This is a genomic window from Embleya sp. NBC_00896 (genome assembly GCF_045207785.1).
GTDB lineage: Bacteria > Actinomycetota > Actinomycetes > Streptomycetales > Streptomycetaceae > Embleya.
The window spans coordinates 2,449,529-2,462,446 of the sequence record NZ_CP108776.1 but is presented as its reverse complement, the minus strand read 5'-3'; the positions used below and the strand labels follow the sequence as shown (position 1 = coordinate 2,462,446).

Annotated in this window: 12 protein-coding genes; 7 read left to right on the top strand and 5 right to left on the bottom strand. The window is 72.1% G+C overall.

All coding sequences use genetic code 11. The features are described 5' to 3' along the window. Nucleotides 1–2: 2 nt before the first annotated feature. Both OG928_RS10950 and cofC read right to left on the bottom strand, forming a co-directional pair. The gene (locus tag OG928_RS10950; RefSeq protein ID WP_406282333.1) at nt 3–209 is read right to left on the bottom strand and encodes a hypothetical protein; all 207 of its coding nucleotides are present in this window, start codon (nt 207–209) and stop codon (nt 3–5) included. Nucleotides 210–244: 35 nt separating this feature from the next. After that, nucleotides 245–964 carry a 2-phospho-L-lactate guanylyltransferase gene (cofC, locus tag OG928_RS10945; RefSeq protein WP_406282331.1) on the bottom strand — a complete coding sequence of 240 codons (720 nt, stop codon included), beginning with the start codon at nt 962–964 and terminating at the stop codon, nt 245–247. Nucleotides 965–1,189: 225 nt separating this feature from the next. On the opposite strand from cofC, the gene OG928_RS10940 reads away from it, so the two are divergent. The 3 genes from OG928_RS10940 to OG928_RS10930 all read left to right on the top strand — a co-directional run bounded on the left by OG928_RS10940 (nt 1,190) and on the right by OG928_RS10930 (nt 4,370). Continuing rightward, on the top strand, nt 1,190–2,044 hold the full coding sequence (locus OG928_RS10940; RefSeq protein WP_406282328.1) for a lysophospholipid acyltransferase family protein: 855 nt from the start codon (nt 1,190–1,192) through the stop codon (nt 2,042–2,044). Continuing rightward, nucleotides 2,041–3,045: an NAD(P)H-dependent glycerol-3-phosphate dehydrogenase gene (locus OG928_RS10935; protein WP_406282325.1), complete on the top strand. Its 1,005-nt coding sequence runs from the start codon at nt 2,041–2,043 to the stop codon at nt 3,043–3,045. The genes OG928_RS10940 and OG928_RS10935 overlap by 4 nt, the downstream gene beginning before the upstream one ends. 164 nt (nt 3,046–3,209) lie before the next feature. Beyond that, entirely contained in the window at nt 3,210–4,370 is a 1,161-nt protein-coding gene (locus OG928_RS10930) for a D-alanine--D-alanine ligase family protein (protein ID WP_406282322.1), read from the top strand. Nucleotides 4,371–4,431: 61 nt separating this feature from the next. Here OG928_RS10930 and OG928_RS10925 read toward each other — a convergent pair whose 3' ends face one another. After that, the gene (locus OG928_RS10925) at nt 4,432–4,938 is read right to left on the bottom strand and encodes a DUF3515 domain-containing protein (RefSeq protein WP_406282319.1); all 507 of its coding nucleotides are present in this window, start codon (nt 4,936–4,938) and stop codon (nt 4,432–4,434) included. Between the two features lie 122 nt (nt 4,939–5,060). Continuing rightward, on the bottom strand, nt 5,061–5,297 hold the full coding sequence (locus OG928_RS10920; RefSeq protein WP_406282317.1) for an Lrp/AsnC family transcriptional regulator: 237 nt from the start codon (nt 5,295–5,297) through the stop codon (nt 5,061–5,063). 165 nt (nt 5,298–5,462) lie between these two features. Between OG928_RS10920 and OG928_RS10915 the strand changes: the two genes are divergently transcribed. Next, nucleotides 5,463–6,413: a thiamine-phosphate kinase gene (locus OG928_RS10915; protein ID WP_406282314.1), complete on the top strand. Its 951-nt coding sequence runs from the start codon at nt 5,463–5,465 to the stop codon at nt 6,411–6,413. A gap of 47 nt (nt 6,414–6,460) precedes the next feature. Then, on the top strand, nt 6,461–7,261 hold the full coding sequence (thiD, locus tag OG928_RS10910; RefSeq protein WP_406282311.1) for a bifunctional hydroxymethylpyrimidine kinase/phosphomethylpyrimidine kinase: 801 nt from the start codon (nt 6,461–6,463) through the stop codon (nt 7,259–7,261). 194 nt (nt 7,262–7,455) lie between these two features. Here thiD and rpmB read toward each other — a convergent pair whose 3' ends face one another. Further along, nucleotides 7,456–7,641, bottom strand: a complete 186-nt coding sequence (gene rpmB / locus OG928_RS10905; RefSeq protein ID WP_079026714.1) for a 50S ribosomal protein L28 — start codon at nt 7,639–7,641, stop codon at nt 7,456–7,458. 241 nt (nt 7,642–7,882) lie between these two features. On the opposite strand from rpmB, the gene OG928_RS10900 reads away from it, so the two are divergent. After that, nucleotides 7,883–9,553: a DAK2 domain-containing protein gene (locus tag OG928_RS10900; RefSeq protein WP_406282308.1), complete on the top strand. Its 1,671-nt coding sequence runs from the start codon at nt 7,883–7,885 to the stop codon at nt 9,551–9,553. Nucleotides 9,554–9,613: 60 nt separating this feature from the next. Further along, complete coding sequence (locus OG928_RS10895) at nt 9,614–12,904, top strand: helicase-related protein (protein ID WP_406282307.1); 3,291 nt, start codon at nt 9,614–9,616, stop codon at nt 12,902–12,904. Nucleotides 12,905–12,918: the final 14 nt, after the last annotated feature.

Below are 12,918 nucleotides of genomic sequence, written 5' to 3'. Positions count from 1 at the left end.
TGTCAGCGCATCGGATCGGCCAGCGTGTACAGCGTCACCAGGGTTACCCGATCGCCCTCCACATTCATCCGAACCCGCTGACCGGGACGCAGAAATCTCATCCCGCCGGCGTCGAACGCCGCGGCGTCGAAGGACACGGGGGAGCCGTCGTCGAGCAGCACGACGCCCTCCCGCGATTCGGTCTCGAAGCTGTACACGGTGCCCTGCATGTGCCCATTGTGACCGGCCCGCGTCCGACGAGGCGTCAGGAGGCCGCCGCGCGCGGTAGAAACGGCACCAACGGGAGCACCGCCGCCGTGCACGTGCCCACACCCAGTGCGATCGCGGCGCGCAGGTCCTCGCCGGTGTCCACGTCCCGGCGGACCGAATCCACGTCGTAGGGCGCGAGTTCGACCGCCCCCGAGGCCAGGTGCCGAGCCCGCGAGGGACCACCGAACCCGGGCGCCAACGGCACTCCCGGCGCGGCCGCGAGCAACGTCGTGCCCACCCCCGCCGCGTCCGCCAGGAATGCCCGTCGCGCGTGGGAGGCCGCGGCCAGCACGCGGTCCAACTCGGCGGGACGCAGCGCCGGCAGGTCGGCCGACAACGCGGCCACCCCGGTCCGCGGCCGGCGCGCGCCGGCAACCTCGGCGCCATGCGCGAGCGCGGCGTTCAGGCCGCCGCCGACGTCGGCCAGCACCTCCGCGCCGGCCGCGCGCACCGCCGTCGCGACCCGGGCGTCGTCGGTGACCACGAGCACCCCGCGCACGCGATCGCACGCCAGCGCCGCCCGGACGGTGTCGATCGCGAACGCGAGGGCGAGGTCCGGACGATGGCCCGGGCCGATGGCACCCGCGAGGCGGCTCTTGGCGATCGACAACCGCTTCACCGGCACCACGAGCCGCCACGCGAACGAGCCGGACGCGTTCGATCGGCGCTCGCGCGCGGCCCGGCGCGGGGTCGGGGAATCCGTGGCGGGGGACATCGGCAAGATCCTCGCATCCGTACCGTGAGCCCATATCCTCATCGGTCGACGAGGACGTTTCTCGACAATGCGGAAGGCCCAAGGGAAACTGTGGGGTCCGCCTGTACAGAATCGATGTTGCGCGCTTCCCGCGGGGAACGTCGATTGTGTGAGGAGCAACACGGCGGCCGAGCCGTGCCCGAACACGCAACACACCCCATGCACATGAGAACGGGAGGAACGCCGGTGGCCCGCCGAAGGATCGGTTTCTGGTACCGCCTGGCGGTCGTGGTGATCAAGCCCCTGCTGTTGCTGTTCACGAAACGCGACTGGCGGGGCACTGAGAACATCCCGACGTCGGGCGGGTTCGTCACGGCGGTGAACCACATCTCCTACGTCGACCCGCTGACCTACGCGCACTTCCAATACGACACCGGCCGGGTACCGCGCTTCCTGGCCAAGTCCGGGCTGTTCAAGATCCCGGTCGTCGGACGCGTGCTCGCCGGCGCGGGGCAGATCCCGGTCTACCGGGACTCCGCCGACGCCGCGCTCGCGTTCCGCGCGGCCGTCGAGGCGATCGAGAAGGGCGAGTGCGTCGCGGTCTATCCCGAGGGCACGATCACCCGCGACAAGGCGCTGTGGCCGATGCTCGGCAAGACCGGCGCGGCCCGGATCGCGCTCAGCACCGGTGCTCCGGTGATCCCGGTCGCGCAGTGGGGCGCGCACGAGATACTGCCGCCGTACACCAAGCGTCCGCGGCTGTTCCCGCGCAAGACGATGCGCGTGCTGGCCGGCCCGCCGGTCGACCTCGACGAGTTCCGCGGTCGCGAACTTACCGCCGACGTCCTGCGCGGCGCGACCGACCGGATCATGGAGTCGGTGACCGAACTCCTCTCCAAGCTGCGCGACGAGCCCGCCCCGCCGAGCGCCGGGGTGCGCCGCCCGCCGGGCCGCAAGGGCGGGATCGAGGCCGCGACCTCGGAGTTCGACGCCCTCGACCCGACGGCGTCGGAGCAGCCCGAGCCGGTGCGCCCCGCGACCGACGACGCCGACCGCACCGACCGCACCGGGACAGAGCACACCAAGGACGGTCGCGCATGACGCGCTGCGCGGTATTCGGCATGGGTTCCTGGGGGACCGCGTTCTCGATCGTGCTCGCCGACGCGGGCTGCGACGTGGTGATGTGGGGCCGCCGACCCGAGCGGGCCGACGCGATCAACACCCGGCACGAGAACGACGAGTACCTGCCGGGCATCGCGCTGCCACCCGGCATCGAGGCCACCACCGATCCCGCGAAGGCGCTGGAGGGCGCGGAGTTCGTGGTGCTCGCGGTGCCTTCGCAGACACTTCGCGGCAATCTCGCCGAGTGGGCTCCGCTGCTGTCCGACGACGCCATCCTGGTCAGCCTGATGAAGGGCGTCGAACTGGGCACCGCGAGCCGGATGAGCGAGGTCATCCGTGAGGCGGCGGGGGTGCCCGACGGCCGGATCGCGGTGGTCAGCGGCCCGAACCTGGCGCTCGAGATCGCCCGCCGCCAGCCCGCCGCGAGCGTCGTGGCCTGCACGGACGAGGAGGTCGCGAGCCGGCTCCAGGCCGCGTGCCACACCTCGTACTTCCGCCCGTACACGAACACCGACGTGGTCGGCTGCGAACTCGGCGGCGCGGTCAAGAACGTGATCGGACTCGCCGTCGGAATGGCCGACGGCATGGGCATGGGCGACAACACGAAGGCGACGCTGATCACCCGCGGCCTCGCCGAGACGGCCCGCCTGGGCGCGGTGATGGGCGCCGACGCGCACACGTTCGCGGGGTTGGCCGGGCTCGGCGACCTGGTGGCCACGTGCAGTTCGCCGCTGTCGCGCAACCGTACGTTCGGCGAGAAGCTCGGCCGCGGCATGACCGTCGAGGAGGCCGTCCGCGACAGCCGACAGGTCGCCGAGGGCGTCAAGTCCTGCCGGTCCGTCCAGACGCTCGCGCGGCGCTACGGCGTCGAGATGCCGATCACCGACGTGGTCGTGTCGATCGTGCACGACGGCAAGCCGCCGTCGGTGGGGATGGCCCTGCTGTCCCGCTCCGCGAAGCCGGAGCGCTACGAGGCGTAGCTCGGTGCGGTGGCCCGGGGCGCCGGCCGGGCCGATGTCGGCCGGCCTGCGGCCCGCTCGTCCGCAGCCGCCGCACGGGCCATGAACAGCCCGTCCGGCCTGCGGACGAACCGGCGGCCCGGGTCCGAGCGTTCGAAGGGCAAGGGGGATATGGTCGTCCGACCATGAACGACGTTTTCGGCACCCCCCACTCCGCCTCGAGCGGCCACGCCACCTCGCGCCCCCGGGTCGCGGTCGTCTTCGGCGGCCGCAGCTCCGAGCACGCGATCTCCTGCGTCACCGCGGGCAGCGTGCTGGCCGCGATCGACCGCTCCAAGTACGACGTACTGCCGATCGGCATCGGCACCGACGGCCGATGGTTGCTCGTCGGTGACGACCCGGAGCGGCTCGCGATCCAGGGCGACAAGCTGCCCGCGGTGGCCGACGTCGCGGAATCGTCCGCGCCCGTCGTGCTCGCGGCCGATCCCACCTCCCGCGAGATCACCGTCCTCGAACCCGGCGCGCTGCCCAAGCTGCTCGGCGAGGTCGACGTGGTCTTCCCGCTCCTGCACGGCCCCTACGGCGAGGACGGCACGTTCCAGGGCTTCCTGGAAATGGCCCAGGTCCCCTACGTCGGGTCGGGTGTGCTCGCCAGCGCGGCGAGCATGGACAAGGAGTACATGAAGGCGCTGTTCACCGGCTTCGGCCTGCCGTCCGGCCCGTACGCCACGGTCCGCCCCCGCGAGTGGGAGCGCGACCCGGCCGCCGTGCGCGAGGCGGTCTCCTCGCTCGGCTTCCCGGTGTTCGTCAAGCCGGCCCGGGCCGGATCCAGCATGGGCATCACCAAGGTGCACCGCGTCGAGGACCTCGACGCGGCGATCGAGGAAGCCCGCCGGCACGACCCCAAGGTGATCGTCGAGGCGATGCTGACGGGCCGTGAGATCGAGTGCGGCGTACTGGAGTTCGAGGACGGCCCGCGCGCGAGCGTGCCCGCCGAGATCCGCGTCGGCGGCGAGCACGAGTTCTACGACTTCGCCGCCAAGTACCTTCCGGACAACGGCACCGAGCTGGACGTGCCCGCGAACCTGACGAAGGAACAGACCGCCGAGGTCCGGCGCCTGGCGGTCGCCGCCTTCGAGGCGCTGTCCTGCGAGGGCCTGGCCCGGGTGGACTTCTTCCTGCTGGACAACGGGACCTTCGTGATCAACGAGGTCAACACGATGCCCGGGTTCACACCGGTGTCGATGTACCCGACCATGTGGCAGGCGACGGGCGTCGAGTACGCGGAGCTGATCGACCGGCTGATCCAGGCGGCGCTGCGCCGGCCCAACACGCTGCTTCGCTAGCACCGGCACCGGCAGCGGCACTGTCGCGTTCGTGAGGGGCGGCCGACGCGTCGGCCGCCCCTCACGCGTTCGACACGTCCAGGGTGACCGGCACGGTACGGGTGACCGCGTCGGCGACGTCGACGAGCGGCGCGGCGGGCTCTGCGAACTTCTTCGGCACCGTCAGCTCGACGTTGGCCTCGCGGTAGACCGTGGTGAAGCGCACTCCGCCGTCGAACTTCGAGAACGCCCACAGCACGCCGTTGACCACGACCGAGTCGTTGGGCTCGGAACCCACCTTGCTCGGGTCGGTGACCCGCATCGACGCCGGCAGCTCCACGCCGCAGCGCAGCACGATCGCCGGATCCCCCCACGCGGCGGCCAGCACCGAGTCGTGCGTCAGCTCGCGACGCCCGCCGTCCATCACCTTCGCGGGCAGCGCGTCGTGCAGCGCCCGGCACGCCTCGCCGGCCGCCCCGGGCGGAGGCGTGGGCATCGCGACGTTCAGCTCGCCGGAGTCGCCGGAGCACCCCGCGGCCAGCAGGACGGCCACCGGGAGTCCGAGGGCGAGAAGTCGAGTCAGAGGCACGGCCCGATCCTAGGCGCAGCCCGGACGAGTCGAAACGCGGCCCCGACATTCCCGCCGACCGCTCGGACGCGAGCGATCCCCGCCGGTCGGAGCGATCCGGGCGGCGAGGACCTGGCGCGGGTTCAGCCCAGGTTGACGACCGGACACGTCAGCGTGCGCGTGATGCCGTCGATGCGCTGCACCTCGGCGACGACCATGCGGCCCAGCTGATCGACATCGACGGCCTCGGCCCGCACGATCACGTCGTAGGGGCCCGTGACGTCGTCGGCTCGGGTCACCCCCGGCAGCTCGGCGATGCGTCGGGCCACCGAGGCCGAACGGCCGACCTCGGTCTGGATCAGGATGTATGCCTGTACCACCACGGCCTCCCGGCGCGCAGGATGATGGGATCTTGACGTGATCCCCGCTGCTGCGACCATTGTCGGCCCGGCGGGGCTCGGCGACCACATCGGAAGCCGACGGATCACAGGCGACCACGGTGAACGAGGCGGATCAAGGCTGATGGGCATGGCAGGAGAGCGGCGATGAGCGGGACGCTGGGCGATCTCGGCGAGTTCGGCCTGATCGGGGCGCTGGTCGCGCGCGTGCCGACGGGACCGCACGTGTTCCTGGGGCCCGGCGACGACGCCGCGGTGGTCGCCGCCCCCGACGGACGCGTGGTGGCCACCATGGACGTGCTCGTGGAGGGTCGGCACTTTCGGCGGGACTGGTCCACCGCGTACGACGTGGGCCGCAAGGCCGCCGCGCAGAATCTCGCTGACGTCGCCGCGATGGGCGCCGCGCCGACCGCGCTGCTGATCGGCCTCGCGGGCCCGCAGGACCTGCCCACGGGATGGGCGCTGGAGCTGTACGACGGCCTGCGTGACGAGTGCGCGGTGGTCGGCGCCGGCGTCGCGGGCGGCGACGTGGTCGGCAGCGACACCGTCAGCGTTGCGGTGACCGCGCTCGGCGACCTCCAGGGACGCTCCCCGGTGGTCCGCTCGGGCGCGCGGCCCGGCGATCTGCTCGCGGTCGCCGGCTGGCTCGGCTGGTCGGCCGCCGGGCTCGCGATCCTGGGCCGCGGGCACCGCGCGCCGCGCGCGTTCGTCGAGGCGCACCGCCGACCCGAGCCGCCCTACGACGCCGGTCCGGCCGCGGCGGTGCTCGGCGCGACCTCGATGATCGACATCAGCGACGGCCTGCTCGCCGACATGGGCCACGTCTCCCGGGCCTCCGGCGTCCGGATCGACATCCTGTCCGGCCGCCTCGACGTCCCGGCCCAGATGCGCGACGTGGCCCGCGCGCTCGGCGCCGACCCGCTCAACTGGGTGCTGACCGGCGGCGAGGACCACGCCTTGGTCGCGACCTTCCCCGCGGGCACCGCGCTGCCCGCGCGCTGGCGGGTGATCGGCCGCGTCCACGCGGGCAAGGGCGTCACGGTCGACGGCCGCGACCCCGGCCTGCAAGGCGGCTGGGACCACTTCGGGCGGGCCTGAGCGCCCGACCCCGGACCCGGACCACCTCGAAAGATAGGCTGCGCGCCATGGTGCAGACTCCTCCGCGCGTGCTGACCGTCGCCGGGTCCGACTCCGGTGGCGGGGCCGGGATCCAGGCCGACCTCAAGACCATGCTCGCCCTCGGCGTACACGGCATGAGCGTGATCGCCGCGGTGACCGCGCAGAACTCGCTGGGCGTCCAGGGCTATTGGGAGCTGCCGGCGGAAGCCGTGCGCGCGCAGTTCCGCAGCGTCGTGGACGACATCGGCGTCCAGGCGATCAAGACCGGCATGCTGGCCTCCCCTGCCCTCGTCGAGACCGTCGCCGACCTGCTGTCCGAGGTGTCCGTGCCGGTCGTGGTCGACCCGGTGGCGGCCTCCAAGCACGGCGACACGCTGCTCGCCGGCGAGGCCCTGGATACCCTGCGCGGGCGGCTGCTGCCGGTGTCCACGATCGTCACGCCCAACCTGCACGAGGTCGAGCTGCTGACCGGCCACAAGGTGCGCGAGCGGGCCGACATGCGCGGCGCGGCCGAGGCGGTGCTGGCGTTCGGCCCGCGTTGGGCCCTGGTCAAGGGCGGTCACCTGGAGGGCGAGGCCGCCGACCTGCTGTACGACGGCACCGACGAGTACTGGTTCACCAGCCCGCGCTACGACAACCGGCACACCCACGGCACGGGTTGCACGCTCGCGAGCGCGATCGCCTCGGTCCTGGCGACCGGCGAGGACGTGCCGACGGCGGTCGCCGCCGCCAAGGAGTACGTGACCGGAGCGATCAAGGCCGGCTTCGCGCTCGGCGAGGGCATCGGGCCGGTCGACCACGCGTGGCGGTGGCGGGACACGTTCTGACCCCGGCGGCCCGGGAGCCGATCGCGGTCCCGGGCCGGTCCGCGGAGGGCAGGCCGGCCCACGGGGGTCGGGCGGTTCGGGACCGGTGGGCTCGGGGCCTGCAAGTCCCGGCCCGGAAACGCCGGCTCGGAAATGCCGAAGGGCCGACCCACCGTGAGGTGGACCGGCCCTTCGGGCGAACAGCTTTCGAGCAACTAGCGGGAAACCTTGCCCGCCTTGATGCAAGAGGTGCAGACATTGAGGCGCTTCGGCGTGGCACCAACCATCGCGCGCACCGTCTGGATGTTGGGGTTCCAGCGACGGGGCGTCCGGCGGTGAGAGTGCGAAATGCTGTTGCCGAAGCCCGGCCCCTTGCCGCAGACGTCGCAGTTGGCAGCCACGGGAACACTCCAAAGACGAATGGGAATTGCGTACGAACGCGTGTCGGCGAATGCCGACAACCGCAGAAGAGTAACCGACGAACCGGGCGATGCGCGAACCCGGGATGATCCGGGCATACGCAATCAGCTGATCTCGTCATGCTTCCCGCCAAGCCTAACCCATCCGGGTGGGCCGCTTTACCGGTCCCCGTCTCGATAACCTGCCGGCGGACGGGACGCGCACAACGGATTCGTACAGGAGGTGGGCGTGCAGGGCCTGCTGGGAGAGCTGGACGGTTCGGCGGTACGCCGCTGGGCTCGCGTCGCCCTGGACCAGATGGGGCGGGCGCGCGAGGAAATCGACGCCCTCAATGTGTATCCCGTGCCTGATGGCGACACCGGCACGAACCTGTTCCTGACCCTGGAATCGGGTACCGACGCGGTCGACGCGCTGTTCGGCCGCGACCTGCCGGAGCCCGATCTGTCGACCGCCTTCCGAGCCCTCGCGCACGGCGCGCTGATGGGCGCGCGGGGTAATTCAGGGGTCATTCTGAGCCAATTGCTGCGTGGCATGGCCGAGCGGTTGGCGGCCGAGGAGGCCGCCGCGAGCGAGGCAGGGCGGCCGGTCCCGGCCGGGCTCGCCCTCGCGCACGCGCTGCGGACCGCGTCCGACGCCGCGTACGCCGCCGTCGCGCGGCCGGTCGAGGGGACCATGCTCACCGTGGCCCGCGCCGCCGCCGAGGCCGCGGCCGGAGCCGGCGAGGAGATCCGGCCGGTCGTCCGCGCCGCCGCGATGGCCGCGCGGGTCGCCCTCGCCCGTACCCCCGAACAACTGGACGTGCTGCGCCGGGCGGGTGTCGTGGACGCGGGCGGGCGCGGCCTGACCGTGCTGCTCGACGCGCTGCTCGCGGTGGTCACCGGCGAGCGCTCGGCGTATCGGATCCACCCGCACCAGGCGCCGATGCCGGTGCCCGTCCCGTTCGCCGGGCCGGTCGGGGCCGGGCACGAGGAGGTGTCCGCCGGGCCCGGGTTCGAGGTGATCTACCTGCTCGACGCGCCCGACGACGCGCTGCCCGCGCTGCGCGAGCGGCTCGGCGGGCTCGGCGACTCGCTCGTGGTGGTGGGCGGCGAGGGGCTGTGGAACGTCCACGTGCACGTGGACGACGCGGGTGCGGCCGTCGAGGCCGGCATCGCGGCGGGCCGCCCGCATCGGATCCGGATCACCCACCTGGAGCGCGTGCTCGCGGGCACCGCCGCCCCCGAGCCCGCCCCCACGCGCGGCATCGTCGCGGTCGCGCACGGGGACGGGCTCGCCACGCTGTTCGCCGAGAACGGCGCGCACATCGTGCAGGCCGGGCCGGGCCGGCGGCCGTCCACGAGCGTGCTCGTCGACGCGATCCGGCACACCGACGCCCGCGAGGTCGTGCTGCTGCCCAACGACGCCGACTGCCACGCGGTCGCCGGCGTCGCGGCCCAGCAGGCCCAGGCCGAGGGCATCCGGGTCCAGGTGATCCCGACCAAGGCCGCCGTACAGGGCCTCGCGGCGCTCGCCGTGCACGAACCGGGCCGGCGCTTCGACCAGGACGTGGTCGGGATGACCTCGGCCGCCGGCGCGACCCGCTACGGCGCGCTCACGATCGCCGTGCGCGAGGCGTGGACGATGGCCGGCGTCTGCCAGGCGGGCGACGTCCTCGGCGTGATCGAGGGCGACATCGCGGTGATCGGCCACGACCAGCGCGAGACCGGGACCGTGGTGGTCGACCGGATGCTCGCCGGCGGCGGCGAGCTGGTCACCCTCGTCACCGGCAGCGCGTGCCCGGTGGGCCTCGCCGCCTCGATCGAGCGACACCTGCGGGCCACCCGGCTCGGGGTCGACGTGATGATCTTCGAGGGCGGCCAGGAGGTGTACCCGCTGCTGATCGGCGTCGAGTAGGCGGGGCGGGCCGCGTCGGATCGGACGCGATGACACCGCCGCCCAGTACCGTTGGGCGGCATGTCGCGCCTTGACGAACCGCTCAAGAAACTCGTCGGCGACCGTACGGCGACGGTGCTGGCCAAATCCCTCAAGCTGGACACCGTCGGTGATCTGCTGCGCCACTATCCCCGGCGCTACGCGGAGCGCGGACGCCTGACCGACCTCACCGGCCTGGAGCCCGAGGAACACGTCACCGTGATGGCCGAGATCGCCAAGGTGACCAAGCGTCAGTTCCGCAACCGGCGCGGCAACCTCCTGGAGGTGGAGGTCACCGACGGGCGCGGCAAGCTCACCCTGATCTTCTTCAACCAGGCGTGGCGCGAAGAGGAGCTGCGGCCCGGCCGGCGCGGCCTGTTCGCGGGCAAGGTCGGCCGGTTCAACAACGTGATCCAGCTCAGCCAGCCGGACTACCAGCTCGTCGGCGAGGACGCCGAGGACGGCGTCGCGGACCTGTTCGCGGGCGCGCTGCTGCCGGTCTACCCGGCCGCGGCCAACATGCCGTCCTGGAAGATCGCCCAGTGCGTGGGCATGGCGCTCGACACGCTCGGCGAGATCGGCGACCCGCTGCCCGCCGAACTGCGCGAGCGCCGCGGCATGCCGGGCCTGGCACAGGCCCTGGTCAAGGTGCACCGCCCGACCGGTTGGGGCGATGTCACCGCGGCCAGGGACCGGCTCAAGTGGGACGAGGCGTTCGTCCTCCAGATCGCCCTCGCACGGCGCCGGCGGGACGCCCGGGCCCAGTCGGCGGTGGCCCGCCCGCGCCGCCCGGACGGCATCCTCGACGCGTTCGACGCGAGCCTGCCGTTCGAACTCACCGACGGCCAGAAGGAGGTCTGCGCCGAAATCGAGTCCGACCTCGCCACCGAACACCCGATGCACCGCCTCCTCCAGGGCGAAGTCGGGGCCGGCAAGGCCCAACCACTGGACGCGCTGGTGCTGACGCCGGGCGGATTCCGCCGCATGGGTGACATCCGGATCGGCGACACGGTTGTCACACCCGGCGGTGAGCTCACCCTCGTGGACGGTGTCTTTCCGCAGGGGGAACGGGACGTCTGGTCTCTCGTCCTGTCGGACGGTTCGCGCGTCGAGGGCGACGACGAGCACTTGTGGGCGGTCGCCACCAGCTGTGCCTGGCATCGTGGGGAAGCGCCCAAGGTGCTCTCCACGCGGCAGATCCGGGAAGATCTATTCAAGGCGAACGGCGGTTCGAAATGGTACTTGCCGACCGCGGTACCGGTTGATCTGGGTACCGACGAATCCTTGCCCTTGGATCCCTATCTGCTCGGGCTGTTGCTGGGGGACGGCTCGTTTCGCCATCAACTGATGTTCACCACCGCCGATCCCGAACTGGTCGAGTCCGTGGAGCGGTTGCTGCCGGAGGGATGTCGCCCGGTACTCAGGACCGGTTCCCGCTACGACCACATGCTCCGGTGTTTTCCGCGACCGAATCAATATCGGCCTCATCCGGTCCTGGTCACGCTGCGGGCCTTGGGTCTGTGGGGACTCAAGTCGCGGGACAAATTCGTCCCCGAGGTGTTCCGCAATGCCGATGTGAAGTCTCGACACGCGATGCTTCAAGGGCTGCTCGACACGGATGGGACGCTACGGGCAGAGGGCCGTGACGTCTCGTTCTGTTCGACCTCGCGGCGTCTCGCGGACGATGTGGCTTGGCTCGTTCGCTCTCTGGGCGGCGTCGCGCGCGTGCGTGCCAAGCCACCGCACGACGCCTGGAACGTGAGCGTCGCGCTGCCGGAACAATTCCCGCCGTTCCGCCTTCGACGCAAAGCTGCGTTGCTGCGCACCCGGACGAAGTACACGACCTTCCGGCGCGGCATCCGAGCCGTCGAATACGTCGGGCGCAAGCCGGTCCAGTGCATCCGCGTTCGCCATGCCGACCACCTGTATGTCACAGATCACTTCACACCCACCCACAACACTCTGGTTGCGCTGCGCGGCATGCTGGCCGTGGTCGACGCCGGGGGGCAGACCGCGTTGCTTGCGCCGACCGAGGTGCTCGCGCAGCAGCACTATCGGTCGATCGTGGAGATGCTCGGCCCGCTCGCCGAGGGTGCCGGCATGCTCGGCGGCTCGGAACTGGGCACCAAGGTCACCCTGCTCACCGGCTCGATGGGGGTGCCCGCGCGCCGCGCCGCGCTGCTCGACCTGGTCACCGGGGAGGCCGGCATCGCGATCGGTACGCACGCGCTGATCGAGGACAAGGTCGAGTTCCACGACCTGGGCCTGGTCGTGGTCGACGAGCAGCACCGCTTCGGCGTCGAACAGCGCGACGCGCTGCGCGGCAAGGGCAAGCGACCGCCGCACCTGCTGGTGATGACCGCGACACCGATCCCGCGCACGGTCGCGATGACCGTGTTCGGCGACCTGGAGACCTCGATCCTGGCCCAGCTCCCGTCCGGCCGATCGCCGATCGCGACGCATGTCGTCCCCGCCAAGGAGAAGCCGCACTTCCTCGACCGCGCGTGGCAGCGGGTGCGCGAGGAGGTCGAGAACGGCCACCAGGCGTACGTGGTCTGTCCGCGGATCGGCGACGAGGAGGACGACCCCAAGGCCAAGAAGAAGACCAAGGCCAAGTCGAAGGCGCGGGCCGGCACGGACGAGGACCTCCCGGCCGAGGCGTACCTGGACGACCCCGACGACATCGGCGCGGACGCCGCCGGCGGGGCCGAGGAGCGCCGCCCACCGCTCGCCGTGCTCGACATCGCCGCGTCGCTGGCGGCCGGCCCGCTCGCCGGGCTGCGGATCGCCGTCCTGCACGGACGGATGGCGCCCGACGACAAGGACGACGTGATGCGCCGGTTCACCGCCGGCGAGCTCGACGTGCTCGTCGCGACCACCGTGATCGAGGTCGGCGTCAACGTCCCCAACGCGACCGCGATGGTGATCATGGACGCCGACCGGTTCGGGGTCTCGCAGCTGCACCAGCTGCGCGGCCGGGTCGGTCGCGGCACCGCGCCGGGCCTGACCCTGCTGGTCAGCGAGATGCCCGGGGGCACCTCGGCGCGCGAACGCCTGGACGCGGTGGCCGCGACCCTGGACGGCTTCGAACTCTCCCGGATCGACCTCGAACAACGCCGCGAGGGCGACGTCCTGGGCGACGCGCAGTCCGGCTCCCGCTCGTCGCTGCGGATGCTGGAGGTGGTCCGCGACGAGGACCTGATCGTCGCCGCCCGCGAGGAGGCGAGCGCGATCGTGGCCACCGACCCGGAACTGACCGAACACCCCGACCTGCGCAGCGCGCTCGCCAGCATCCTGGACGCAGAGCGCGCGGAGTACCTCGACAAGGGCTGAACGCCCCCGCGGTG

What these genes read in the sequence shown, in the direction of transcription:
- OG928_RS10950 (WP_406282333.1), bottom strand. Translation starts at nt 209, where the DNA reads ATGCAGGGCACCGTGTACAGCTTCGAGACCGAATCGCGGGAGGGCGTC.
- cofC (WP_406282331.1), bottom strand. Translation starts at nt 964, where the DNA reads ATGTCCCCCGCCACGGATTCCCCGACCCCGCGCCGGGCCGCGCGCGAG.
- OG928_RS10935 (WP_406282325.1), top strand. Translation starts at nt 2,041, where the DNA reads ATGACGCGCTGCGCGGTATTCGGCATGGGTTCCTGGGGGACCGCGTTC.
- OG928_RS10930 (WP_406282322.1), top strand. Translation starts at nt 3,210, where the DNA reads ATGAACGACGTTTTCGGCACCCCCCACTCCGCCTCGAGCGGCCACGCC.
- OG928_RS10915 (WP_406282314.1), top strand. Translation starts at nt 5,463, where the DNA reads ATGAGCGGGACGCTGGGCGATCTCGGCGAGTTCGGCCTGATCGGGGCG.
- thiD (WP_406282311.1), top strand. Translation starts at nt 6,461, where the DNA reads ATGGTGCAGACTCCTCCGCGCGTGCTGACCGTCGCCGGGTCCGACTCC.
- OG928_RS10895 (WP_406282307.1), top strand. Translation starts at nt 9,614, where the DNA reads ATGTCGCGCCTTGACGAACCGCTCAAGAAACTCGTCGGCGACCGTACG.